Consider the following 26,041-nt stretch of genomic DNA (forward strand, 5'->3'; position numbering starts at 1 on the left):
TTGCGGGTTTTATCAACCCGTGTTGCCAGTTGCCTGCCCCGCATCAACCACTCATGCGGGGACAGGTTTACAGCGTCAGGCCATTTCTGCCGTCGTTTCAAAGTCGAAGGTAATCTCGCCATCTCTGATGTCGATATGAACCACCCCGCCATGCTCCGACAGTTCGCCGAACAGAATCTCTTCAGCCAGCGGCCGTTTGATCTTGTCCTGAATCAGGCGCGCCATCGGCCTGGCACCCATCGCCGCATCGTAACCGCCCTGCGCCAGCCAGCTTCTCGCTGCCTCCGACACTTCGAGCAATACGCGCTTGTCTTCCAGCTGGGCTTGAAGCTCGGTAAGGAACTTGTCGACCACGCTCTTGATGACTTCGTGGCTGAGACGGCCAAACTGGATGATGGTATCCAGACGGTTGCGGAACTCGGGCGTAAAACTCTTCTTGATCACTTCCATTGCGTCAGACGAGTGATCCTGATGCGTGAAACCGATCGAAGCACGCGCAGCGGACTCGGCACCGGCGTTGGTGGTCATGATCACGATCACGTTGCGGAAATCCGCCTTGCGCCCGTTGTTATCGGTCAGCGTACCGTGGTCCATGACCTGCAACAGCAGATTGAAGACTTCCGGATGCGCTTTCTCGATTTCATCGAGCAACAGTACGCAATGCGGCTGGCGCGTGATGGCCTCCGTCAACAAACCGCCCTGATCGAAACCGACGTAGCCCGGAGGCGCACCGATCAGACGAGACACCGTATGGCGCTCCATGTACTCGGACATGTCGAAACGAATCAACTCGACACCCAGCGCCTTGGCCAACTGACGCGCCGCCTCTGTCTTACCGACCCCGGTAGGGCCTGCAAACAGAAAAGAACCAACCGGCTTGTCCGGCGATTTGAGACCCGCGCGCGACAGCTTGATGGCGGTCGACAGCGAATCAATCGCAGCATCCTGACCAAAGACGGTGAGCTTGAGATCACGCTCCAGGTTACGCAGCAGTTCCTTGTCGGAGCTGTTGACGTGTTTAGGCGGAATACGCGCAATCTTGGCGACGATGTCTTCAACCTGAGGCACGTCGATGCGCTTGACACGCTTCTCGACCGGCTGCAAGCGCTGATAAGCACCCGCCTCGTCAATCACGTCGATAGCCTTGTCCGGCATATGGCGATCATTGATGTAACGCGAAGCCAGTTCAGCCGCTGCACGCAGGGCCTCATCGCTGTACTCGATGCTGTGATGCTGCTCGAAACGGCTTTTCAGGCCGCGCAGGATACCGATGGTGTCTTCAACCGAAGGCTCGGACACATCGACTTTCTGAAAGCGACGTGCCAAAGCACGGTCTTTCTCGAAAATCCCGCGAAATTCCTGAAAAGTGGTCGAGCCAATGCAGCGAATATCACCTGACGACAGCAACGGCTTGAGCAGATTCGATGCATCCATCACACCACCGGACGCAGCACCGGCACCGATGATCGTGTGAATCTCGTCAATGAACAAAATTGCCTGAGGACGCTTGCGCAGCTCATTGAGCAACGCCTTGAAGCGCTTCTCAAAGTCGCCACGGTATTTGGTCCCGGCCAGCAAGGCGCCAAGGTCAAGCGAATACACAACGCTGTTGGCAAGCAGGTCAGGAACCTGGTTGTCGACGATGCGCTTGGCCAGACCTTCAGCGATGGCCGTCTTGCCGACGCCCGCCTCACCGACCAGCAAAGGGTTGTTCTTGCGACGACGAGCCAGAATCTGGGCCACACGCTCGACTTCGCTTTCACGGCCGACCAAGGGATCGATGCGTCCCTGACGCGCCAATTCGTTCAGATTGCTGGCATAGGCATCCAGAGGATTGCCTGAGGAAGATGCTTCACCGCCCTCGTCGTCCTGCATATCTTGCTCACCTTCAGAAGAGTGCTCGCCATGCCCCGGAACCTTGGAGATCCCGTGGGCGATATAGTTGACGACATCGATCCGGGCCACACTCTGCTGCTTGAGCAAGAACACGGCCTGGCTTTCCTGCTCACTGAAAATTGCAACCAGCACGTTGGCACCGGTCACTTCGCGCTTGCCGGAGCTTTGCACGTGGAAGACTGCGCGTTGCAGAACGCGCTGGAACCCGAGCGTCGGCTGGGTCTCGCGGTCCTCGTCATGGACGGGGATCAACGGCGTGGTGGAGTCGATAAACTCCTGCAGATCATGCTTGAGCTTATCGAGGTTTGCGCCGCAGGCACGCAAGACAGTGGCTGCAGCCTCGTTATCCAATAGAGCCAGCAGGAGGTGCTCGACCGTCATGAACTCATGACGCTTCGAACGTGCCTCCTTAAAGGCAAGATTGAGGGTGACTTCGAGCTCACGGTTTAACATAGCTTCACCTCATACCCAAGTGGTCGGCGTTTAACCGTCCTTCTCGATCTCACAGAGTAGCGGATGCTGGCTCTCCCTGGCGTATTGATTGACCTGCATTGCCTTGGTCTCGGCGATGTCACGGGTAAACAATCCGCAGACTGCCCGTCCCTCTGTATGGACGGCCAGCATGACTTTGGTGGCCAGCTCACGATTCAGGTTAAAAAACACCTCGAGCACTTCTACGACGAAATCCATCGGGGTGTAGTCATCGTTGAATAAAACCACCTTGTACATCGGTGGCGCCTGCAGGGTCGGTTTGGCGTCCTGCACTGCAATGCCTGCCGAGTCGTCCTCGTGTGACTGCGGACCATCCTGATTGAATGTTAGTCGAATCTTGCTGAATGCATGCATGGAAAGAAATGTTCGTGTGAGGGCGGATTGAGCTGCCAGTCGCGGTCTGGACGGTTTTCAAATGGACTGCCGCATGACCTTGACTATCAGCTAAACGGTGTTACAAACAATAGAGCCCACATTGGGTAAAAAGGGTCCGTGCAGTCAACCAAAATTTTTGGTGAGGCGGATTGAAGTGGATGATACTCCTGACGGAGTCCTTTGCAGAGGGATATGGCGATGCTTAACGGAAAAGTCAAGTGGTTCAATAATGCAAAAGGCTATGGCTTCATACTTGAGGAAGGCAAAACCGAGGATCTGTTTGCTCACTATTCGGCCATCCAAATGGACGGATACAAGACTCTAAAAGCCGGCCAGACGGTCAGCTTTGACATCATTCAGGGTCCGAAAGGACTGCATGCGGTGAATATCTCTTCGACGACAGCCCGCACAGGCGAACCGGCGAAAGATGCTCACGCCACAGAACAGCACGCACCTGAACACGCACACGCTTGAGCCCTGCCGTTCAAAATAGTATGACAGGCGACAGCTGAACCCCGATTGTCGGTTCAGTTGGCAACATTGCAGGCAGTACGCAATGAGATTGTGCCGGCCTTGAGAAAGCTGCAGTTCTGCTTTCCCTCAAACCGTCATGACTCCCCAGGGTGTCGAATTAGCGGTTATTGCACCGCGGATGCCCCGACCATAACGTGTAGCAACGACTGCGCCGCTCGAATCGCGTCACAACCCGCAACAATTATGCCGCTATTTTCTCTCCCTCTCTTGAATGACCCGACCTGCCGTCAGGCGTGCATCCTGCACCTTGTGCATTCGAAATGCATGCCAGAAACCCGACACCTTCGACCATCGGCGGATATTCATCATTCGATAGCACGCATAGCATTAATGCCTCGCGCCAATGGTTTGATATACTCGCGCCGTGACCGCAGAGTCATCAAGGCTGACCCGTCTGAATTCTGACCCTCAGCCTTCCATATGCGTCGGGCCGCTACCTGACCCGACAGCTTGACGCTCGACTGACGCACCCAACATCACCGCGAATAAACCTCGACCTGGCTCATGGCCGAACTGTGGGCAAACGTGCATACCCTGCACGAATCGAGATTTTGTGCATGTTCAGCAAAACAGAGAGTTAATACGAATGTCCAACCGCTCGAAGATCATCTACACCTTCACCGACGAAGCTCCGGCCCTCGCCACCTACTCCCTGCTGCCTATTATCGAAGCTTTCACGGCGACCTCCGATATCGACGTGGAAACACGCGATATCTCTCTGGCAGGCCGTGTTCTCTCCAGCTTCCCGGAGTCCCTTGGCGCCGATCAACACGTGCCGGATCATCTCGCCGAGCTGGGCAAACTGGCCACTACGCCAGAAGCCAACATCATCAAGCTGCCTAACATCAGCGCTTCGGTCCCCCAACTGAAGGCGACGATCAAGGAGCTCCAGGATCAGGGCTACAAGATTCCCGACTACCCTGAGAACCCTTCCACTGACGCGGAAAAAGAAGCCCGCGCACGCTACGACAAAACCAAGGGCAGCGCGGTAAACCCGGTCTTGCGCGAAGGCAACTCCGATCGTCGCGCACCGCTGTCGGTCAAGAATTACGCCCGTAAGCACCCACACAAAATGGGCGCCTGGTCTGCCGATTCGAAAGCGCACGTTGCACACATGAGCAACGGTGACTTCTACGGCAGCGAGAAAGCAGCGCAGATCGAAGCCGACAACTCGGTCAAGATCGAGCTGGTTGCACAAGACGGTACGACCACCGTTCTGAAAGAGAAAACCGCCGTCAAGGCTGGCGAGATCGTGGATTGCTCGGTCATGAGCGCCAAGGCGCTGCGCAGCTTCATCGCTGCCGAGATCGAAGACGCCCGCAAGCAAGGCGTGCTGTTCTCGGTGCATTTGAAAGCCACCATGATGAAGATCTCCGACCCGATCATGTTCGGGCAGATCGTCGCCGAGTTCTATAAGGATGCGCTGACCAAGCACGCCGATACGCTGAAACAGATCGGCTTCAGCCTGAACAACGGCATCGGCGACCTGTATGAGCGCATCAGCGCCCTGCCCGCCGAGAAACAGGCCGAAATCAAGGCTGACATCGAAGCGGTCTACGCGGTCCGTCCTCAACTGGCGATGGTCAACTCCGACAAGGGCATCACCAACCTGCACGTACCGAGCGACGTGATCGTGGATGCATCGATGCCTGCGATGATCCGTGATTCCGGCAAGATGTGGGGCACCGACGGTCAGTTGCACGACGCCAAGGCAGTGATTCCGGATCGCTGCTACGCCACCATTTATCAAGCCGTCATCGACGACTGCAAGAAAAATGGCGCTTTCGACCCTACCACTATGGGCAGCGTACCTAACGTTGGCCTGATGGCTCAGAAAGCCGAAGAGTATGGCTCCCACGACAAGACCTTCCACATCCAGACCAATGGTGTGGTGCGTGTGACCGACAGCCAGGGCAACCTGCTGATGGAGCAAAACGTCGAAGCCGGCGATATCTGGCGCATGTGCCAGGCCAAGGACGCACCGATCCAGGACTGGGTAAAACTGGCCGTGAACCGTGCCCGCGCCAGCAACACCCCGGCCATTTTCTGGCTGGATTCGTCTCGCGCCCACGACAGCGTGATGATCGAGAAAGTCCGCAAGTACCTGGGCGACCACGACACGTCGGGCCTGGATATTCAGATCCTCTCGCCAGTCGACGCCATGAAGCTGACCCTGGAGCGCACCCGCGCCGGCAAGGACACCATTTCGGTGACCGGTAACGTGCTGCGCGACTACCTGACCGACCTGTTCCCGATCATGGAACTGGGCACCAGCGCGAAGATGCTGTCGATCGTTCCACTGATGAACGGCGGCGGTCTGTTCGAAACCGGCGCTGGCGGTTCGGCTCCCAAGCATGTTCAGCAGTTCGTTGAAGAGAACTTCCTGCGCTGGGACTCGCTGGGCGAATTCCTGGCCCTGGCAGCGTCCCTGGAACACCTGGGCAATGCTTACAACAACCCGAAAGCGCTGGTTCTGTCCAAGACCCTCGACCAGGCCACTGGCGAGTTTCTGGATCGCAACAAGTCGCCATCGCGCAAGGTCGGCGGCATCGACAACCGCGGCAGCCACTTCTACCTGACCCTGTTCTGGGCTCAGGCACTGGCCGCACAGAATGACGACGCGGACCTGAAAGCGCAGTTCACCCCGTTGGCCAAAACCCTGACCGACAACGAAGAAAAAATCGTTGCCGAGCTGAACGCCGTTCAGGGCAAACCCGTGGAAATTGGTGGTTACTATTTCCCTGACGCAGAAGTGACCAGCAAAGCCATGCGCCCAAGCGCAACGTTCAACGCAGCCATCGCCGCGTTGTAACAGGCAAACCGGCGCCGTGCATTGATCATGCGCGGCTTCGCAAAAAAATCCCCGGCCTGGTGCCGGGGATTTTTTTCATCCAGGGAAATAACTCAGCTACACGCCTGGCTCCAGGCGTCCGAACGCCACCCTGCGACGCACCTCATCCCGCTCACTGGCTTTTCAACGTGCGCGAGAGAAATTCCCGAATGTATTCGGCCACTTCCGGCGCGTGTGTTTCCAGTGCAAAGTGGCCTGCATCCAGAAGATGCACTTCAGCGGCTGGAACGTCCTTGCGGTACGCTTCAGCGCCAGGCGGTATGAAGGCCGGGTCATGCTTGCCCCAGACTGCCAGCAATGGAGGCTGATGGTGACGCAGATAAGCCTGGAACGAGGGGTACGCGGCGACGTTACTTCGGTAATCCAGAATCAGGTCCAGCTGAATGTCTTCTGCACCTGGCCGTGACATGTAGAGAATGTCCAGGTTGTAACCGTCGGGCGAAAGTTTTTCAGGGTCGGAGCCCGTGCCGTACTGCCAGTCACGAATGGTTTCCGGTGACAACGAAGCGCGACACGCCTCGCGATTGGCCGCTGTAGGCTCGCGCCAATAGGCCTGCCAAGGCCCCCATTGATCACTGAAACCTTCCAGATAAGCGTTGCCGTTCTGGCTGATGATTGCAGTCACCTTCTCCGGGTTCGCGACCGCGAGCCTGAAGCCGGTCGGCGCACCGTAGTCAAATACGTATAACGCGTATTTTTTCAGCCCTAACGCCTCGGTGAACCCCTCGATCACGTTGTAGAGGTTTTCAAAACTGTAATCGAACTGCCCGCGTGGAGGCGCTTTAGTGTTGCCGAAACCGGGCAGATCCGGAGCGATCAGGCGGTATTGGGTTGCCAGCAATGGCATCAGATCGCGAAACATGTGGCTGGAACTCGGAAAGCCATGAAGCAGCAAAAGAACCGGTGCCTCTTTGGGACCGGCTTCACGATAGAACACGTCCACGTCACCCACTTTTTGAGTGCGATACGTGACGCGGAAGGCATCATCAATATTCATTGTATTTCCCTTGGACAGTGGCTTTTTACTGGATGAGGCGGCGCTCGCCAGCGATGCACCGAGCGCCGAGGCAGCGCCTAACGCCGAGGCCTGTAAAATCCTGCGCCTGCTGACGCCAGACACCACGTTTTCATTGAGCGGATCAAAATTATTCATGCGAAAAACCGGACCTGATGAATTGACCGCAAGCCTAGCCGTTGCAAAATTTGTAGAGAATCACCTAAAAGATCAATTCACCATTTCCATTTCTGAAATGCTGGTAGGATTTCAAAGAAAGTTTTTACAGGCAGCAGACGACAGATGGACCGTATTCAGGAAATGAGGCTTTTTGCGGGACTGGCTGAACAGACCAGCTTTGCCGGCGCGGCTCGTCAGGCGGGCCTGTCGACCGCCACCGTGACTCGGGCAATCGCCAGTCTGGAGAAGCGCCTGGGCGTTCTGTTGGTGGTGCGCACCACCCGTAATATGAGGCTCACTGAAGCAGGCCAGCGGTTTGCCATCGATTGCCACCGGCTGCTTGCCGACCTTGACGACGCCGAAAGCGCAGCAGCCGGCTTGCACGCGCTTCCTGCAGGTTTGCTGACGGTGACAGCACCGCAAATGTTCGGCGCACTGCATGTCGTGCCCGTATTGACGAATTTTCTCGACCGGTTCCCATCGATAGAAGTGCGCGCCATCCTCGTGGATCGAGTGGTGTCCATGCTCGACGAAGGCGTCGACGTGGCCGTCCGGATCGGCGCCCTGCCCGACTCATCACTGACTGCGATACCGGTCGGCAGCGTGCGGCGCATGGTCTGCGCGTCTCCGGCCTACCTGGCAAAACAGGGCGTCCCGCAACACCCTGACGACCTGCGACGGCATTCGACCGTCTCGACCACCACCTCCGAACGTCAACCCCGCTGGCCTTTCAGGGTCGATCACGCAGACTATTCGGTGGATGTCGGCTCCAGGCTCAGCCTGACGTCCTACCAGGCCGCCATCAGCGCGGCACTGCAGGGCGGGGGGCTGACCCAGGTGCCGTTCTACCAGATACGCGAATATTTGCAGGACGGCAGGCTTGAATGCGTGCTGGCCGCGTTCGAAATCGCGCCGGAGCCGGTCCATGTGGTTTACCTCGAGGGTCGCCGCGGGTCCTCCAAAGTGCATGCCTTTGTGGATTTCTGCGTCAGCGCCCTGCGCCGCGATCTTCACGACGAACAGCGCTAGCGCAAAGAATTTTCCCACACCGTCTGTTACGGTTGACTGAATCCCACGACGAGCACCCTCTCATGACCTGGCAAGCCCACGTTACCGTCGCCACCCTTGTAGAAGATCAGGGTCGCTTCCTGTTCGTCGAAGAAATGAAAGGCGGTCGCTCCGTCCTCAATCAGCCTGCTGGTCATCTGGACCCAAATGAAAGCCTGCAGCGCGCTGCGGTTCGGGAAACCCTTGAGGAAACCGGCTGGGACGTCGAACTGACCAGCGTAACGGGCATCTACCTCTACACGGCGCCGAGCAACGGCGTGACCTACCAGCGTATCTGTTTCGCGGCCAAAGCCCTGCGCCACCACCCCGAATACTCACTGGATGACGGTATCGTCGGCCCCGTATGGCTGACACGCGACGAACTCCTGGCGCAACAGACACGCTGGCGCAGCGAATTGGTCATGCGTTGCCTTGACGATTACCTCAATGGCGAACATTTCAGTCTCGACCTGCTGCGCGACAAGGCGTGAGACTCGACGCCTTCAGCCTGATAGAATCGCGTCCTTTTACAGGTCAGCCGTTTAATCCCCATGCATGATCCAGCCCCCTCGAGTTCAGAAATGAAGCGCGTCATAGTCGGCATGTCCGGTGGCGTAGACTCTTCCGTTTCCGCCGTACTGCTCATGGAGCAGGGTTACCAGGTGGAAGGCTTGTTCATGAAGAACTGGGAAGAAGACGACGGAACGGAGTACTGCACCGCTCGCGAAGACCTGGCAGACGCCCAGGCCGTGTGCGACAAGATCGGCATCAAGCTGCACACCGCCAACTTCGCCGCCGAGTACTGGGACAATGTCTTCGAGCATTTCCTTGAAGAGTACAAGGCCGGCCGTACGCCCAACCCGGACATCCTCTGCAACCGGGAAATCAAGTTCAAGGCCTTCCTTGACTACGCGTTGATGCTGGGTGCAGACCTGATCGCCACCGGCCACTACGTGCGCCGCCGCGACATCGATGGCCGCACTGAATTGCTCAAAGGCCTGGACCCCAACAAGGATCAGAGCTATTTCCTGCATGCAGTCGGCGGCGAACAGATTGCCCGGACGCTGTTCCCGGTCGGCGAACTGGAAAAGCCGGAAGTGCGTGCCATTGCCGAAAAACACGGCCTTGCCACGGCCAAGAAGAAGGATTCCACCGGTATCTGCTTCATTGGCGAGCGCAGGTTCACCGATTTTCTTCGTCAGTACCTGCCCGCCCAGCCCGGCGAGATCAAGACCACCGAAGGGGAAGTCATCGGGCGTCACAGCGGGCTGATGTACCACACCATCGGTCAGCGTCAGGGCCTGGGCATTGGCGGCCTGAAGGACGCCAGCGATGATCCGTGGTACGTGCTGGTCAAGGACCTGGACAATAACGAACTGATCGTCGGTCAGGGCAATGACCATCCGTGGCTGTTTTCAAGCGCACTGGTTTCGTCGGAAATCTACTGGGTCAACCCGATCGACCTGAGCAGCCCGCGCAGGCTCACCGCGAAAGTCCGTTACCGTCAGAGCGACCAGCCCTGCACGCTGGAAAAAACCGCTGACGGCTACCGCGCCACATTTGATGACCCGCAACGCGCAGTCACGCCCGGTCAATCCGTGGTGTTCTACGATGGCGAAATCTGTCTGGGCGGCGGCGTGATCGAAATCGCCGAACCCTGGACCAGCAAGGACAAGCGTTGATGACCCCGATTCAGGAACAACTGATTGCCTTGGGCGGTGTATTCCAGGCTGCCGTGCTGGTTGATCGAATCGCCAAGACCGGACAGATCAGCGAAGCGGCCCTGAGCTGCATGCTCGGCAGTCTGCTGGTGGTCGATCCGAAAGATACGCTGGAGGTCTACGGCGGTGACGACCTCAATCTGCACGAGGGTTATCGCGCTATGGCCAGCGCCCTGGAGCGCGACCCTGCAACGCTGCAACGCGAACCGCTGCGCTATGCCCTGTCGATGCTCGGACTCGAGCAGCAACTGGCAAAACGCGACGACCTGCTCGAAGTGATCGGCAAGCGCATTCCGGTGATTCAGTCTCAGGTCGAGCATTTTGGTGTGGCACACGAAAACGTGATTGCCGCGACCGGCGCCCTGTACCAGGACACCCTGAGCACGCTACGCCAGCGCATTCAGGTGCAAGGCGACATGCGCAACCTGCAGCAGCCGAATAACGCATCCAAAATTCGCGCCATCCTGCTGGCAGGTATTCGCTCCGCCCGTCTGTGGCGGCAAGTTGGCGGTCATCGCTGGCAACTGGTGTTCAGCCGCCGCAAGTTATTGAAAGAACTCTACCCATTGCTGCACGGCTGATTCGCTGCGCACCAATGGCCTTCACCACCATAGGCACGACGCTGTCTACGCGGGTCAGCGGACTCCGGTCCGCCTGACTTTTCATGTATGATACGCGCCCCTTTTCGTCGCCCGACTGTCCGAGAGCATCCCATGCAGCTTTCTTCGCTCACCGCGGTTTCCCCTGTTGATGGCCGCTACGCCGGCAAAACCCAGGCCTTGCGCCCTATTTTCAGCGAGTACGGCCTGATCCGTTTCCGCGTGATGGTTGAAGTTCGCTGGCTCCAGCGCCTGGCGGCTCACCCACAGATCACTGAAGTCCCGGCGTTCTCCGCGCAGGCCAACGCCATTCTCGATACCCTGGCTGAAGATTTTTCGGTGGAGCATGCCGAGCGCGTCAAAGAGATCGAGCGCACCACCAACCACGACGTCAAGGCGGTGGAATACCTGCTCAAGGAGCAGGCTGCAAAGCTGCCAGAGCTGGAAAAGGTCAGCGAGTTCATCCACTTCGCCTGCACCAGCGAGGACATCAACAACCTGTCCCACGCTCTGATGCTGCGTGAAGGCCGTGACACCGTGATGCTGCCGCTGATGCGCCAGACCGCTGATGCCATCCGCGAACTGGCGATTCGTTTCGCTGACGTACCAATGCTGTCGCGCACCCATGGCCAGCCAGCCTCCCCGACCACACTGGGCAAGGAGCTGGCCAACGTGGTCTATCGCCTTGAGCGTCAAATCGGCCAGATCGCCGCGGTTCCGCTGCTGGGCAAGATCAACGGCGCGGTCGGCAACTACAACGCACACCTTTCCGCGTACGCCGACATCGACTGGGAAGCCAACGCCCGGGCGTTCATCGAAGACGAGCTGGGCCTGGGCTTCAACCCGTACACCACGCAGATCGAGCCGCACGACTATATCGCCGAGCTGTTCGACGCCATTGCGCGTTTCAATACCATTTTGATCGACTTCGATCGTGATATCTGGGGCTACATCTCTCTGGGCTATTTCAAACAGCGCACCATCGCTGGCGAAATCGGCTCGTCGACGATGCCGCACAAGGTCAACCCGATCGACTTCGAAAACTCCGAAGGCAACCTGGGCATCGCCAATGCCCTGTTTCAGCACCTGGCCAGCAAGCTGCCCGTGTCGCGCTGGCAGCGTGACCTGACCGACTCCACTGTGCTGCGCAACCTGGGCGTCGGTTTTGCCCATAGCGTCATTGCTTACGAAGCCAGCCTCAAGGGCATCAGCAAACTGGAGCTCAATGAGCAGCGTATTGCCGCTGATCTGGACGCCTGCTGGGAAGTTCTGGCCGAGCCGATTCAGACCGTGATGCGTCGCTACAACATCGAAAACCCGTATGAAAAGCTGAAAGAACTTACACGCGGCAAGGGCATCGGCCCTGAAGCGCTGCAGACTTTCATCGACGGTCTGGACATGCCTGCCGAAGCCAAAGCGGAGCTGAAGAAGCTCACACCGGCTAACTACATCGGTAACGCAGCCGCTCAGGCCAAGCGCATCTGACACGCAAAAACATTGCACACGCCCGGCTGTGCCGGGCGTTTTCATTTCAAGGGCTTACACATGAATCCTGACATCCCTCTTCAACTTCTCGGCGGCATCAGTGCCCGGGTTTTCCTGCGTGATTACTGGCAGAAAAAGCCACTGCTGATTCGTCAGGCCTTGCCGGGCTTCGAAAGCCCGATCGATGCGGACGAGCTTGCCGGCCTTGCCCTGGAAGAAGAAGTCGAGTCACGTCTGGTCATCGAAAACGGCGAACGCCCCTGGGAGCTGCGCCGTGGCCCGTTCGCCGAAGACGAGTTCAGCAAACTTCCCGAGCGCGACTGGACGCTGCTGGTACAGGCCGTGGACCAGTTCGTCCCGGAAGTCAGCGAACTGCTGGAAAACTTCCGCTTTCTGCCCAGTTGGCGCATCGACGATGTGATGATCAGCTATGCAGCGCCCGGCGGCAGTGTCGGTCCGCATTTCGACAACTACGACGTGTTCCTGCTTCAGGGCCACGGCAAGCGCCATTGGCAGATTGGCCAGATGTGCGATGCCGAAAGCCCGTTGTTGCAGCATGCGGACCTGCGCATCCTTGCCGAATTCGAGAAAACCGAAGAATGGACGCTGGAACCGGGCGACATGCTGTATCTGCCGCCGCGCCTGGCCCACTGTGGTGTCGCGGTCGATGACTGCCTGACCTACTCGGTCGGTTTCCGCGCACCCAGCGCGGCCGAAGTGCTGACCCACTTCACCGACTTCCTCAGCCAGTTCATTCCGGACGAAGAGCGCTACACCGACGCTGATGCACAGCCGGTCAGCGACCCTCATCAGATCCAGCATGACGCGCTCGACCGCCTCAAGGCATTGCTCACAGAACACATGAGCGACGAACGTCTGCTGCTGACCTGGTTCGGCCAGTTCATGACCGAGCCGCGCTACCCGGAACTGGTAACAGGTCCGGAACTGGAAGAAGAAGACTTGCTCGACAGCCTTGACCAAGGGGCCGTGCTGATTCGCAACCCGAGCGCCAGGCTGGCCTGGTCTGAGGTTGATGACGATCTGCTACTATTTGCCAGCGGGCAAAGCCGCCTTTTGCCGGGCAGCCTGCGCGAACTGCTCAAACTTATCTGCGCAGCCGATGCGCTGCACAGCGAAAACCTTGGCCAATGGTTGGCCGATGACGAGGGGCGCAATCTACTTTGCGAACTCGTAAAACAAGGAAGCCTGGGATTTGCCGATGAATAAAGTCACTGTATCTGTCGCACAATGGCAGAAAAACAACGCCGACATCCGACGCATACGCGAGTCGGTATTTATCGTTGAGCAATCAGTGCCCGCAGAACTGGAATGGGATGCCGAAGACGCCGAAGCCGTGCATTTTCTGGCGTATGAAGGCGATTACGCGATAGGAACTGCACGCCTGTTGCCTGACGGGGAAATCGGCAGGCTGTCGGTGCTCAAGGACTGGCGCGGCCTGAAGGTCGGAGAAATGCTGCTCGACGCAGTACTGCTCGAAGCCAGGCAGCGCGGACTCACTACGTTAAAGCTCAGCGCTCAGGTTCAAGCAGTCGAGTTCTACCAGCGTTTTGGTTTCAAGGTTGTCAGCGACGAGTTTCTGGAGGCCGGCCTGCCTCATGTCGACATGCTGCGTGAAGCCTGATCGCCTGATTATGTAGGCGTTCGTCAAGGCACTACATATTCCCGCCCTGTCCTTTTTCATTCGGTGTCACTGACACTGAACAGCGAAAGGCAGGGCGTTTTCATGCCTGGCCGCTCAGCTTGCATCACTCGCGGCCGACAACGTGACACACTCTTGTTTTACGTGCTTATCGCGGAGAATGACCATGCCCGTACGCCACTTGCTCAACTCCCTGCTTGCCTCATTGCTGATCATTTTCAGCGCCAGCACGCTCGCCGCCACTGAGGTGGTTCAGCTGAACTATCGCACCAGTGCCGACCTCCTGCCTGTGGCCAAGTCTTTTCTAGGGGCCGACGGATCGGTCAGTGCTTATGGCAATCAACTGATCATCAACGCCGAGTCTCGCAAGATCGAAGAACTTCGCACCTTGATCGCTCAGCTCGACACCGCACCAAAGCGCCTGATGATCAGCGTCGATACCAGTGACAGCGCGACTCGCAGCACCATTGGCTCACGCGTGATCGAATACGGGACCGCCAGCCGTGAAGGCGGCGTGCAACAAGTGCAGACCAGCGAAGGTACACCCGCTCTGATCCAGGTCGGCCAAAGCGTACCGCTGACCTCATCCTCCACTGACTCGTATGGCTATTCACAAAGCAATACCGAATATCGCAACGTTACCCAAGGGTTTTATGTCACGGCCAGCGTGACCGGCGATACCGTCCACCTGACGATCAGCACCAATCACGACCGAATGAGCCAGGAGCGCCCTGACGCCATCAAGGTGCAAAGCACCGACAGTCAGGTCAGCGGCAGACTGGGAGAATGGATCACACTGGCCAGCAATAGTGGTCAATCAATTGCCGATCAACGCGGCATCGCTCAGCGCTATTCAACGCAGGGTCGAGACGACATGGTTTTGCGCGTAAAGGTCGAAACGCTTGAATAGCGCGGGCTGGCGTGAAAGCCAGCACCTGCGGGCCTTTTAGTGACCCACGAGTCTGATTCTGAAAATATGTAGTGAACATAAAAAAGCACTACAAAACGTTTGACGACCCCCACCCCCCGAGGCATGATTGCCTCGCTCCCGCCGGTTGGAGACGGTCAGACAAACGTCTGATTACCCCTCTTTAACCAGCGAGCAGCCATACACAGTGCCTTCCATAAACGGGGCTTAATTGGCGGAGCAGGACTTTCGACAAGACCTACTTCCAGCAGGGGTTTATCACCATGGCACTGACACGCGACCAACAAATAGCGGCCCTCGAGAAAGACTGGGCTGAAAATCCGCGATGGAAAAACGTGACCCGCACTTACTCTGCAGCGGATGTGGTCCGCTTGCGTGGCTCGGTTCAGCCGGAGCATACCTTCGCAAGGCTGGGTGCCGACAAGCTGTGGAATCTGGTGACTCAGGGGGCCAGGCCTTCCTTTCGACCGGACAAGGACTTTGTCAATTGCATGGGCGCTCTGACAGGCGGGCAAGCCGTGCAACAGGTCAAGGCTGGCATTCAAGCCATCTACCTCTCTGGCTGGCAGGTCGCCGCCGACAACAACTCTGCCGAATCCATGTACCCGGACCAGTCGCTGTACCCGGTCGACTCGGTGCCAACGGTGGTCAAACGCATCAACAACTCATTCCGCCGTGCCGACCAGATTCAATGGAAGGCGGGCAAGGCGCCCGGCGATGAAGGCTACATCGACTATTTCGCCCCTATCGTGGCAGACGCGGAAGCGGGCTTTGGGGGCGTGCTCAATGCTTATGAGCTGATGAAAAGCATGATCGAAGCCGGCGCGGCGGGCGTGCATTTCGAAGATCAGCTGGCATCGGTGAAAAAATGCGGTCACATGGGCGGCAAAGTGCTGGTTCCAACTCAGGAAGCGGTCCAGAAACTGGTGGCGGCGCGCCTTGCGGCTGACGTTGCCGGTGTACCGACGATTATCCTGGCGCGTACCGACGCCAACGCTGCAGATCTGCTGACCTCGGACTGCGACCCTTATGACAAGCCGTTCGTGACCGGTCAGCGCACCCATGAAGGGTTTTACAAAGTCCGCGCAGGCCTGGACCAGGCCATCTCGCGGGGCCTGGCGTATGCGCCCTACGCCGATCTGATCTGGTGCGAAACGGCAAAACCGGATCTCGACGAGGCCCGTCGCTTTGCCGAAGCGATCAAGAAGGAGTACCCGGATCAGTTGCTGTCATACAACTGCTCACCGTCCTTCAACTGGAAGAAGAACCTTGATGACGCGACCATCGCCAAATTCCAGCGCGAGCTGTCGGCCATGGGCTACAAGCATCAGTTCATCACGCTGGCGGGCATCCACAACATGTGGCACAGCATGTTCAACCTCGCGCACGACTACGCGCGCAATGACATGACCGCGTATGTGAAGCTGCAGGAACAGGAGTTCGCCGATGCCGCCAAGGGGTACACCTTCGTGGCTCACCAGCAGGAAGTGGGCACCGGGTATTTCGACGACATGACCACTGTGATCCAGGGTGGAGTGTCGTCCGTCACTGCGCTGACAGGCTCGACAGAGGAAGAGCAATTCCACTGATCAACCGCGCAACACGTTGAAAAACAGGCCGTCCGTAGGGACGGTCTGTTTTTTTGTCAGGTATTTCCTTAATTGATTTCGGACAATCATCAGTTCTTTCAAGAATGCTAAAAAGGACGTACTTATTAACGACGACCGCCGATAACTAGGCCCGGACTAACACGCGATAAACCATCCGCACGCCTTAAATGATATCAATTATCATTCAAATTGCGTTTCGTTCTTTTTTGTCCCTCGGAAACACAATTGACGAAAACGCTGTCGATGCCCGCCCGGCAGGCCCTGCAGCCACGTTGGGAGCCCGCTTGCGATTGATTCCGTAAATAAATTTGATGTAGAAAATTTACTTGCCAACTGTTTGCACATAAAATCAATCCGTTGACCGCGCTGCGACATTTCGTCACTGCCTCGACTCTTTATCAAGCACAGAGACCTTTGCTCTCTAACAAGGACTGCCAGCATGCCCGAATCGACAGGTCTGATTGCCCATAACTGGGGCTTCGCCATTTTCCTTTTGGGTGTTGTCGGCCTTTGCGCCTTCATGCTCGGTCTGTCCAGCCTGCTCGGAAGCAAGGCCTGGGGCCGCAGCAAGAACGAACCGTTCGAATCCGGCATGCTGCCTACCGGCAGTGCGCGCCTGCGACTCTCGGCAAAATTCTATCTGGTCGCGATGCTTTTCGTGATCTTTGACATCGAAGCCCTTTTTCTCTTTGCCTGGTCTGTGTCCGTCCGCGAAAGCGGCTGGACCGGATTCGTCGAAGCTCTCGTTTTCATAGCAATTCTGTTGGCAGGTCTTGTCTACCTATGGCGGGTTGGGGCTCTTGACTGGGCTCCTGAAGGTCGCCGTAATCGGCAAGCGAAGCTGAAACAATGAGGCTTTGGCGATGCAATATAATCTCACCAGGATCGACCCGGACGCTCCTAACGAGCAGTACCCCATCGGCAAGCGGGAAACCGTTTCCGATCCGTTAGAAGATCAAGTCCACAAAAACATCTACATGGGCAAGCTGGAAGACGTGCTGAATGGTGCGGTCAACTGGGGACGTAAAAACTCCCTGTGGCCCTACAACTTCGGCCTGTCGTGCTGCTATGTGGAAATGACCACTGCCTTCACGGCGCCCCACGACATCGCGCGCTTTGGCGCCGAAGTCATTCGGGCATCGCCGCGTCAGGCTGATTTCATGGTCATTGCCGGTACCTGCTTCATCAAGATGGCGCCGATTATCCAGCGCCTCTACGAGCAAATGCTCGAACCCAAATGGGTCATTTCAATGGGTTCGTGTGCCAACTCCGGTGGCATGTACGACATCTACTCAGTGGTCCAGGGGGTGGACAAATTCCTTCCCGTGGATGTCTACGTGCCCGGCTGCCCGCCCCGCCCCGAAGCGTTTCTGCAAGGCTTGATGCTGTTGCAGGAATCCATCGGCAAGGAGCGTCGCCCTCTTTCCTGGGTTGTAGGTGATCAAGGCGTGTACCGCGCCGAGATGCCTTCGCAAAAGGAACAGCGCCGCGAACAGCGTATTCAGGTAACCAACCTGCGCAGCCCCGACGAAGTCTGATACAGCCCGTTCTGCTTATAAAAAAGACAGGAACCGGGGTTGATTCTGTACGTTGACCGAAGTGATTGAGACCTATGACTGCAGACAACGCTCTGTACATCCCGCCTTACAAGGCTGACGACCAAGATGTCGTCGTTGAACTGAATAACCGTTTTGGCGCCGAGGCCTTTACCGCCCAGCCAACTCGCACCGGCATGCCTGTGCTGTGGGTCGAGCGTGCTCGACTGTTTGAAATTCTGACCTTCCTGCGCAACGTGCCCAAACCCTACTCCATGCTCTATGACCTGCATGGTGTGGATGAACGTTTGCGCACTCACCGCCGCGGCCTGCCCGGTGCTGACTTCACCGTTTTCTATCACATGCTGTCGATCGAAAGAAACAGCGATGTGATGATCAAGGTGGCGCTGTCCGAAAGCGACCTGAGCGTGCCGACCATCACCAGCATCTGGCCTAACGCCAACTGGTATGAGCGTGAAGTCTGGGACATGTTCGGCATCGACTTCCCGGGCCATCCGCACCTGAGCCGCATCATGATGCCGCCGACCTGGGAAGGTCACCCGCTGCGCAAGGACTTTCCTGCCCGCGCGACCGAATTCGACCCTTACAGCCTGACCCTCGCCAAACAGCAACTGGAAGAAGAAGCTGCGCGCTTTCGTCCGGAAGACTGGGGCATGAAGCGCTCAGGCCAGAACGAGGACTACATGTTCCTCAACCTGGGGCCGAATCACCCCTCTGCCCACGGTGCGTTCCGCATCATTCTGCAGCTGGACGGCGAAGAGATCGTCGACTGCGTTCCGGACATCGGCTACCACCACCGTGGCGCCGAGAAAATGGCCGAGCGTCAGTCCTGGCACAGTTTCATCCCGTACACCGACCGTATCGACTATCTCGGCGGGGTGATGAACAACCTGCCCTACGTCCTGTCTGTCGAGAAGCTGGCCGGTATCAAGGTGCCGGAAAAAGTCGACGTCATCCGCATCATGATGGCCGAGTTTTTCCGTATCACCAGTCACCTGCTGTTTCTGGGTACCTACATCCAGGACGTGGGCGCCATGACCCCGGTGTTCTTCACCTTCACCGACCGTCAGAAAGCCTACACGGTGATCGAGGCCATCACCGGTTTCCGCCTGCACCCGGCCTGGTACCGTATCGGCGGGGTTGCTCACGACCTGCCGCGCGGCTGGGAAAAACTGGTCAAGGACTTTGTCGACTGGCTGCCGAAGCGTCTCGACGAATACACCAAGGCCGCGCTGCAGAACAGCATTCTCAAAGGCCGTACCGTCGGCGTCGCGGCCTACAACACCAAAGAAGCGCTGGAATGGGGCGTCACCGGTGCTGGCCTGCGCTCGACCGGCTGCGACTTCGACTTGCGCAAAGCGCGCCCTTACTCGGGTTACGAGAACTTCGAGTTCGAAGTACCGCTGGCCGCGAACGGCGATGCCTATGACCGTTGCATGGTCCGCGTCGAAGAGATGCGCCAGAGCATCAAGATCATCGACCAGTGCATGCGCAACATGCCGGAAGGCCCGTACAAGGCGGATCACCCGCTGACCACGCCGCCGCCAAAAGAGCGCACGCTGCAGCACATCGAAACCCTGATCACCCACTTCCTGCAGGTTTCGTGGGGCCCGGTCATGCCGGCCAACGAATCCTTCCAGATGATCGAAGCGACCAAGGGTATCAACAGTTATTACCTGACGAGCGACGGCGGCACCATGAGCTACCGTACCCGGATCCGCACCCCAAGTTACCCGCACCTGCAGCAGATCCCTTCGGTGATCAAAGGCAGCATGGTCGCAGACCTGATTGCGTACCTGGGTAGTATCGACTTCGTTATGGCCGACGTGGACCGCTAAGCATGAACAGCCCGCTAATCCAGACAGACCGTTTCGCCCTGAGCGAGACCGAGCGCTCGGCCATCGAGCATGAGATGCATCACTACGAAGACCCGCGCGCGGCGTCTATCGAAGCCCTGAAGATTGTGCAAAAGGAACGTGGCTGGGTGCCCGACGGCGCCATCTACGCCATCGGCGACCTGCTGGGCATTCCTGCCAGCGATGTCGAAGGTGTCGCTACCTTTTACAGCCAGATATTCCGCCAGCCGGTCGGACGTCACATCATTCGTGTCTGCAACAGCATGGTGTGCTTCATCGGTGGTCACGAGAACGTCGTGGACGAAATCAAAAGCTCGCTGGGTATCGGCCTCGGACAGACCACTGCCGACGGCCGCTTCACGTTGCTGCCCGTCTGCTGCCTCGGCAACTGCGACAAGGCCCCGGCCGTGATGGTCGATGACGACACTTTCGGTGATGTACAGCCTGCTGGCGTTGCCAAGATGCTGGAGGGTTACCTATGACCATCACTTCCTTCGGCCCTGCCAACCGCATTGCGCGCACGGCAGAAACCCACCCGCTGACCTGGCGCCTGCGCGATGACGGCGAGCCGGTCTGGCTTGACGAGTATCAGGCTAAAGACGGCTATGCGGCGGCGCGAAAAGCGCTGACCCAGCAGACACCTGACGATATCGTCCAGTCGGTCAAGGATTCGGGCCTCAAAGGTCGCGGTGGTGCGGGCTTCCCCACCGGCGTGAAGTGGGGCCTGATGCCCAAAGACGAATCCATGAATATCCGCTACCTGCTGTGCAATGCGGATGAGATGGAGCCCAACACCTGGAAAGACCGCATGCTGATGGAGCAACTGCCCCATCTGTTGGTCGAGGGCATGCTGATCAGTGCCCGCGCCTTGAAAGCCTATCGCGGCTATATCTTCCTGCGTGGCGAATACGTGACTGCGGCGAAGCACCTGAACCGCGCCGTGGCGGAAGCCAAGGCTGCCGGTCTGCTAGGCAAGAACATCCTCGGCACCGGTTTCGATTTCGAGTTGTTTGTCCATACCGGTGCCGGTCGTTATATCTGTGGTGAAGAAACCGCACTGATCAACTCGCTGGAAGGCCGCCGCGCCAATCCGCGCTCCAAACCGCCCTTCCCCGCTGCCGTAGGCGTGTGGGGCAAGCCGACCTGCGTCAATAACGTCGAAACCCTGTGCAACGTGCCAGCCATCGTCAACAACGGCAACGACTGGTACAAGTCGCTGGCTCGCGAAGGCAGTGAGGATCACGGCACCAAGTTGATGGGCTTCTCCGGCAAGGTGAAAAACCCGGGTCTGTGGGAACTGCCGTTTGGTGTTCAGGCGCGGGAATTGTTCGAAGACTACGCCGGTGGCATGCGCGACGGCTTCAAGCTCAAGTGCTGGCAGCCCGGTGGTGCGGGAACCGGTTTCCTGCTGCCGGAGCATCTGGATGCCCAGATGTATGCTGGCGGTATTGCCAAGGTCGGCACCCGCATGGGTACGGGTCTGGCGATGGCCGTCGACGATTCGGTCAACATGGTGTCGCTGCTGCGCAACATGGAAGAGTTTTTTGCCCAGGAATCCTGTGGCTTCTGCACCCCATGCCGCGACGGTTTGCCGTGGAGCGTCAAAATGCTTCGTGCCATCGAGAAAGGTCAGGGCCAGCCAGGGGATATCGAAACCCTGTTGGGTCTGGTCAATTTCCTAGGCCCTGGCAAGACCTTCTGTGCCCACGCACCGGGTGCCGTTGAACCGTTGGGCAGCGCGATCAAGTACTTCCGCCCGGAGTTCGAAGCAGGCATTGCGCCAGCCAGCGCATCCACGCTTGTTCCGGGTAAAAGTCCGACCGTGGTCGGCGCATAACAAGACAGACCGGTCGGCGGCTGATCGGGCCGCCGTCCTCGTACCTGCTGACGCCCTCGCGGGCTGAACGATACGGGTACTACCGAGATTCCATTAGCCACGCCCGCTGACAACGGGCCAACGAAGACCTTTGAACCATGGCTACTATTCACGTAGACGGCAAAGCGCTCGAAGTCGATGGTGCAGACAACCTGTTACAGGCATGTCTGTCGCTGGGCCTCGATATTCCTTATTTCTGCTGGCACCCTGCCCTTGGCAGCGTTGGCGCCTGTCGCCAATGCGCGGTCAAGCAGTACACCGACGAGAACGACACCCGTGGTCGTATCGTCATGTCCTGCATGACGCCAGCCACCGACAACACCTGGATTTCCATCGAAGACGATGAATCCAAGGCTTTTCGTGCCAGTGTTGTCGAATGGCTGATGACCAACCACCCGCACGACTGTCCGGTCTGCGAGGAAGGCGGTCATTGCCACCTGCAAGACATGACCGTGATGACCGGCCACAATGAGCGCCGTTATCGCTTTACCAAACGTACCCACCAGAACCAGGAGCTGGGGCCGTTCATCGCTCACGAGATGAACCGCTGCATCGCCTGCTACCGTTGCGTGCGCTTTTACAAAGACTACGCTGGCGGTACCGACCTGGGCGTCTATGGCGCGCACGACAACGTGTACTTCGGCCGCGTCGAAGACGGTACCCTGGAAAGCGAGTTCTCCGGCAACCTCACTGAGGTCTGCCCGACCGGTGTCTTCACCGACAAGACTCACTCCGAGCGCTACAACCGCAAATGGGACATGCAGTTCTCGCCGAGCATCTGCCACGGCTGCTCCAGCGGTTGCAACATCAGCCCGGGCGAACGTTACGGTGAACTGCGCCGCATCGAAAACCGCTACAACGGTTCGGTCAACCAGTACTTCCTGTGTGACCGGGGCCGGTTCGGCTACGGCTACGTCAACCGCACGGACCGTCCACGTCAGCCACTGCTGGCCGACGGCCAGGTCAAATTGAGCCTGGATGCAGCCCTGGACAAGGCCGCTGACCTGTTGCGCGGTCGTAACATTGTCGGCATCGGCTCGCCTCGTGCCAGCCTGGAAAGCAACTACGCACTGCGTGAACTGGTCGGGGCCGAACACTTCTACAGCGGCATCGAAGCCGGCGAGCTGGAGCGTGTGCGCCTGATCCTCAAGGTATTGAACGACAGCCCGCTGCCGATTCCGACCCTGCGCGACATCGAAGACCACGACGCCATTTTCGTGCTTGGCGAAGACCTCACCCAGACCGCAGCGCGCATGGCGCTGGGCCTGCGTCAGGCCGTCAAGGGCAAGGCGGAAGACATGGCTGCGGCGATGAAAGTCCAGCCGTGGCTGGATGCTGCGGTGAAGAATATCGGTCAGCACGAACTGAACCCGCTGTTCATCGCCAGCTTGGCTGAAACCCGGCTGGACGATATCGCAGAAGAATGCGTCCACGCAGCGCCTGACGACCTGGCACGCATCGGCTTCGCCGTCGCCCACGCCCTGGATGCCAGCGCACCGGCTGTCGAAGGCCTGGACAGTGAAGCACTGGAACTGGCGCAACGTATCGCCGACGCACTGCTTGCCGCAAAACGTCCGTTGATCATCTCCGGCAGTTCGCTGGGGTCGACAGCGCTGATCGAGGCAGCGGCAAACATTGCCAAAGCCTTGAAGCTGCGTGACAAACAAGGCTCCATCAGCCTGATCGTGCCGGAAGCCAACAGCATGGGCCTGGCGATGTTCGGCGGCGAATCTGTCGATGCGGCCCTGCAAGCCGTAATCTCCGGCCAGGCCGACGCGATCGTGGTGCTGGAAAACGACTTGTATCGTCGCGTGGACGCAAACATCGTCGACGCCGCGCTGAGCGCTGCGAAAGTCGTGATCGTGGCCGATCACCAGAAAACAGCGACCAGTGATCGTGCGCATCTGGTCCTGCCAGCCGCCAGTTTCGCTGAAGGCGATGGCACGCTGGTCAGCCAGGAAGGCCGCGCCCAGCGCTTCTTCCAGGTGTTCGATCCTACTTATCTGGACGCCAGTATCCTGGTTCATGAAGGCTGGCGCTGGCTGCATGCCCTGCGCGCGACCTTGCTGAACAAGCCTGTCGACTGGACACAACTGGACCACGTCACTGAAGCCTGTGCCAGCAGCACTGCGCAACTGGCCGGTATCGTCAACGCTGCACCGTCTGCCTCGTTCCGTATCAAGGGCCTGAAGCTGGCACGCGAACCGTTGCGCTACAGCGGTCGTACCGCGATGCGTGCCAACATCAGTGTTCACGAACCTCGCACCCCGCAGGACAACGACACCGCGTTCTCTTTCTCGATGGAAGGCTACTCGGGTTCTGCCGAGCCTCGTCAGCAAGTGCCTTTCGCCTGGTCTCCGGGCTGGAACTCGCCGCAAGCCTGGAACAAGTTCCAGGACGAAGTCGGCGGTCACCTGCGTGCCGGTGATCCGGGCACACGCCTGATCGAAAGCCAGGGCGATGGTCTGTCATGGTTCTCCAGCGTCCCGCGCGCGTTCTCCCCGGAACGCGGCACTTGGCAGGTCGTGCCGTTCTTCCACCTGTTTGGCAGCGACGAAACCTCGTCATTGGCCGCGCCGGTTCAGGAACGTATTCCACAGCCTTATGTTGCACTGGCCAAATCCGAAGCCGACCGTCTGGGCGTCAACGAAGGTGCCCTGCTCTCTTTGAGCGTTGCGGGTCAGTCGCTGACACTGCCGCTGCGTATCAACGAAGAACTGGGCGCAGGTCTGGTGGCATTGCCCGCCGGGCTGCCGGGCATTCCTCCGGCGATCTTCGGCAAATCCGTTGACGGTCTGCAGGAGGCAGCGCAATGACATGGTTCACCCCTGATGTGATCGACGCGATCATCGCGGTGGTCAAGGCAATCGTTGTGCTGCTGGCCGTCGTGGTCTGCGGCGCACTGCTGAGTTTCGTGGAGCGCCGTCTGCTGGGCTGGTGGCAGGACCGTTACGGTCCGAACCGCGTCGGCCCGTTCGGCATGTTTCAGATCGCAGCCGACATGCTGAAAATGTTCTTCAAGGAAGACTGGACGCCGCCGTTTGCCGACAAGGTGATCTTCACCCTGGCACCGGTCGTGGCCATGAGCGCTTTGTTGATTGCCTTTGCCGTCATCCCGATCACCCCGACCTGGGGCGTAGCGGATCTGAACATCGGCCTGTTGTTCTTCTTCGCCATGGCCGGTCTGTCGGTGTATGCCGTGCTGTTTGCGGGCTGGTCGAGCAACAACAAGTTTGCCCTGCTGGGCAGCTTGCGCGCTTCGGCGCAAACCGTGTCCTACGAAGTGTTCATGGGCCTCGCGCTGATGGGCATCGTGGTGCAGGTCGGCTCGTTCAACATGCGCGACATCGTTGAATATCAGGCACAAAACCTGTGGTTCATCATTCCGCAGTTCTTCGGCTTCTGCACCTTCTTCATCGCAGGCGTCGCGGTGACTCACCGTCATCCGTTCGACCAGCCGGAAGCGGAGCAGGAACTGGCTGACGGTTACCACATTGAATATGCCGGCATGAAGTGGGGCATGTTCTTCGTGGGCGAGTACATCGGGATCATTCTGATCTCGGCGTTGCTGGTGACGCTGTTCTTCGGCGGCTGGCACGGTCCGTTCGATATTCTGCCATCGCTTGCGTTCTTCTGGTTCGCCTTGAAAACCGCGTTCTTCATCATGCTGTTCATTCTGCTGCGCGCTTCCATCCCGCGTCCGCGTTATGACCAGGTCATGGATTTCAGCTGGAAGTTCTGTCTGCCGCTGACCCTGATCAATTTGCTGGTGACTGCTGCGATCGTGTTGTTGAACACACCGGCAGGCTCGGTTCAGTGAGGATTTGACCCATGTTCAAATATATTGGCGACATCGTTAAGGGTACCGGTACCCAGTTGCGAAGCCTGGTGATGGTGTTCGGTCACGGCTTCCGCAAACGCGACACCCTGCAATACCCCGAAGAACAGGTCTACCTGCCACCGCGTTACCGTGGCCGTATCGTCCTGACCCGCGACCCTGATGGTGAAGAGCGTTGCGTGGCCTGCAACCTGTGCGCCGTGGCCTGCCCGGTGGGTTGCATCTCCTTGCAGAAGGCAGAAACAGAGGACGGGCGCTGGTATCCGGATTTCTTCCGTATCAACTTTTCGCGCTGCATCTTCTGTGGCCTGTGTGAAGAAGCCTGTCCTACCACCGCGATCCAGCTTACGCCGGATTTCGAGATGGCCGACTTCAAGCGTCAGGATCTGGTGTACGAGAAAGAGGATCTGCTGATCTCCGGCCCCGGCAAGAACCCCGACTACAACTTCTATCGCGTGGCCGGTATGGCCATCGGCGGCAAGCCCAAGGGCGCCGCACAGAATGAAGCCGAGCCGATCAACGTCAAGAGCTTGCTGCCTTAAG

At 58.3% G+C, this 26,041-nt stretch carries 23 protein-coding genes; 20 read left to right on the top strand and 3 right to left on the bottom strand.

Annotated elements, in window-relative coordinates:
- Positions 1-75 precede the first annotated feature (75 nt).
- Both clpA and clpS read right to left on the bottom strand, forming a co-directional pair.
- Entirely contained in the window at positions 76-2,349 is a 2,274-nt protein-coding gene (clpA, locus tag BW686_RS18725) for an ATP-dependent Clp protease ATP-binding subunit ClpA (RefSeq protein WP_084919008.1), read from the bottom strand.
- Positions 2,350-2,379: 30 nt separating this feature from the next.
- Positions 2,380-2,742 carry an ATP-dependent Clp protease adapter ClpS gene (gene clpS / locus BW686_RS18730; RefSeq protein ID WP_004884680.1) on the bottom strand — a complete coding sequence of 121 codons (363 nt, stop codon included), beginning with the start codon at positions 2,740-2,742 and terminating at the stop codon, positions 2,380-2,382.
- A gap of 219 nt (positions 2,743-2,961) precedes the next feature.
- On the opposite strand from clpS, the gene cspD reads away from it, so the two are divergent.
- Both cspD and BW686_RS18740 read left to right on the top strand, forming a co-directional pair.
- Positions 2,962-3,237, top strand: a complete 276-nt coding sequence (gene cspD / locus BW686_RS18735; RefSeq protein ID WP_084919044.1) for a cold shock domain-containing protein CspD — start codon at positions 2,962-2,964, stop codon at positions 3,235-3,237.
- Positions 3,238-3,883: 646 nt separating this feature from the next.
- Positions 3,884-6,109 carry an NADP-dependent isocitrate dehydrogenase gene (locus BW686_RS18740; RefSeq protein ID WP_084919009.1) on the top strand — a complete coding sequence of 742 codons (2,226 nt, stop codon included), beginning with the start codon at positions 3,884-3,886 and terminating at the stop codon, positions 6,107-6,109.
- Between the two features lie 151 nt (positions 6,110-6,260).
- Here the strand turns inward: BW686_RS18740 and BW686_RS18745 are convergent, their stop codons facing one another.
- The gene (locus tag BW686_RS18745; protein WP_084919010.1) at positions 6,261-7,145 is read right to left on the bottom strand and encodes an alpha/beta fold hydrolase; all 885 of its coding nucleotides are present in this window, start codon (positions 7,143-7,145) and stop codon (positions 6,261-6,263) included.
- Between the two features lie 10 nt (positions 7,146-7,155).
- Between BW686_RS18745 and BW686_RS18750 the strand changes: the two genes are divergently transcribed.
- The 18 genes from BW686_RS18750 to nuoI all read left to right on the top strand — a co-directional run bounded on the left by BW686_RS18750 (position 7,156) and on the right by nuoI (position 26,040).
- Entirely contained in the window at positions 7,156-7,467 is a 312-nt protein-coding gene (locus BW686_RS18750; RefSeq protein ID WP_084919011.1) for a hypothetical protein, read from the top strand.
- Entirely contained in the window at positions 7,446-8,351 is a 906-nt protein-coding gene (locus tag BW686_RS18755; protein WP_084919012.1) for a LysR family transcriptional regulator, read from the top strand. Before BW686_RS18750 ends, BW686_RS18755 begins: the two co-directional genes overlap by 22 nt.
- A 62-nt stretch (positions 8,352-8,413) precedes the next feature.
- Positions 8,414-8,860 carry an NUDIX hydrolase gene (locus BW686_RS18760; protein ID WP_084919013.1) on the top strand — a complete coding sequence of 149 codons (447 nt, stop codon included), beginning with the start codon at positions 8,414-8,416 and terminating at the stop codon, positions 8,858-8,860.
- Between the two features lie 60 nt (positions 8,861-8,920).
- The gene (gene mnmA, locus BW686_RS18765; RefSeq protein ID WP_084919014.1) at positions 8,921-10,051 is read left to right on the top strand and encodes a tRNA 2-thiouridine(34) synthase MnmA; all 1,131 of its coding nucleotides are present in this window, start codon (positions 8,921-8,923) and stop codon (positions 10,049-10,051) included.
- Positions 10,051-10,671, top strand: a complete 621-nt coding sequence (hflD, locus tag BW686_RS18770; protein WP_084919015.1) for a high frequency lysogenization protein HflD — start codon at positions 10,051-10,053, stop codon at positions 10,669-10,671. The genes mnmA and hflD overlap by 1 nt, the downstream gene beginning before the upstream one ends.
- Positions 10,672-10,803: 132 nt before the next feature.
- Positions 10,804-12,174 (top strand): adenylosuccinate lyase, encoded by a 1,371-nt coding sequence (gene purB, locus BW686_RS18775; protein ID WP_084919016.1) that lies wholly within the window; start codon positions 10,804-10,806, stop codon positions 12,172-12,174.
- Positions 12,175-12,234: 60 nt separating this feature from the next.
- Positions 12,235-13,401 carry a ribosomal protein uL16 3-hydroxylase gene (locus tag BW686_RS18780; RefSeq protein ID WP_084919017.1) on the top strand — a complete coding sequence of 389 codons (1,167 nt, stop codon included), beginning with the start codon at positions 12,235-12,237 and terminating at the stop codon, positions 13,399-13,401.
- A complete protein-coding gene (locus BW686_RS18785) occupies positions 13,394-13,816 on the top strand; it encodes a GNAT family N-acetyltransferase (protein ID WP_084919018.1) in 423 nt (140 codons plus the stop codon). Before BW686_RS18780 ends, BW686_RS18785 begins: the two co-directional genes overlap by 8 nt.
- Positions 13,817-14,000: 184 nt before the next feature.
- Complete coding sequence (locus tag BW686_RS18790) at positions 14,001-14,744, top strand: secretin N-terminal domain-containing protein (RefSeq protein WP_084919019.1); 744 nt, start codon at positions 14,001-14,003, stop codon at positions 14,742-14,744.
- Between the two features lie 281 nt (positions 14,745-15,025).
- The gene (gene aceA, locus BW686_RS18800; RefSeq protein ID WP_084919020.1) at positions 15,026-16,351 is read left to right on the top strand and encodes an isocitrate lyase; all 1,326 of its coding nucleotides are present in this window, start codon (positions 15,026-15,028) and stop codon (positions 16,349-16,351) included.
- A gap of 460 nt (positions 16,352-16,811) precedes the next feature.
- Entirely contained in the window at positions 16,812-17,225 is a 414-nt protein-coding gene (locus BW686_RS18805; protein WP_002554011.1) for an NADH-quinone oxidoreductase subunit A, read from the top strand.
- 10 nt (positions 17,226-17,235) lie between these two features.
- On the top strand, positions 17,236-17,910 hold the full coding sequence (locus BW686_RS18810) for a NuoB/complex I 20 kDa subunit family protein (protein WP_002554012.1): 675 nt from the start codon (positions 17,236-17,238) through the stop codon (positions 17,908-17,910).
- A 74-nt stretch (positions 17,911-17,984) separates the two neighbouring features.
- Positions 17,985-19,766, top strand: coding sequence for an NADH-quinone oxidoreductase subunit C/D (gene nuoC / locus BW686_RS18815; protein ID WP_084919021.1), 1,782 nt, complete (start codon positions 17,985-17,987; stop codon positions 19,764-19,766).
- A gap of 2 nt (positions 19,767-19,768) precedes the next feature.
- The gene (nuoE, locus tag BW686_RS18820) at positions 19,769-20,266 is read left to right on the top strand and encodes an NADH-quinone oxidoreductase subunit NuoE (RefSeq protein ID WP_002554014.1); all 498 of its coding nucleotides are present in this window, start codon (positions 19,769-19,771) and stop codon (positions 20,264-20,266) included.
- Positions 20,263-21,621: an NADH-quinone oxidoreductase subunit NuoF gene (nuoF, locus tag BW686_RS18825; protein WP_084919022.1), complete on the top strand. Its 1,359-nt coding sequence runs from the start codon at positions 20,263-20,265 to the stop codon at positions 21,619-21,621. The genes nuoE and nuoF overlap by 4 nt, the downstream gene beginning before the upstream one ends.
- A 137-nt stretch (positions 21,622-21,758) precedes the next feature.
- Positions 21,759-24,476: an NADH-quinone oxidoreductase subunit NuoG gene (gene nuoG, locus BW686_RS18830; protein ID WP_084919023.1), complete on the top strand. Its 2,718-nt coding sequence runs from the start codon at positions 21,759-21,761 to the stop codon at positions 24,474-24,476.
- Entirely contained in the window at positions 24,473-25,480 is a 1,008-nt protein-coding gene (gene nuoH / locus BW686_RS18835; protein ID WP_003411662.1) for an NADH-quinone oxidoreductase subunit NuoH, read from the top strand. Before nuoG ends, nuoH begins: the two co-directional genes overlap by 4 nt.
- Before the next feature lie 11 nt (positions 25,481-25,491).
- On the top strand, positions 25,492-26,040 hold the full coding sequence (nuoI, locus tag BW686_RS18840) for an NADH-quinone oxidoreductase subunit NuoI (protein ID WP_024657350.1): 549 nt from the start codon (positions 25,492-25,494) through the stop codon (positions 26,038-26,040).
- Position 26,041: the final 1 nt, after the last annotated feature.

Origin of the sequence: Pseudomonas syringae (assembly GCF_002157375.1) — a bacterium.
Lineage (GTDB): Bacteria > Pseudomonadota > Gammaproteobacteria > Pseudomonadales > Pseudomonadaceae > Aquipseudomonas > Aquipseudomonas syringae_T.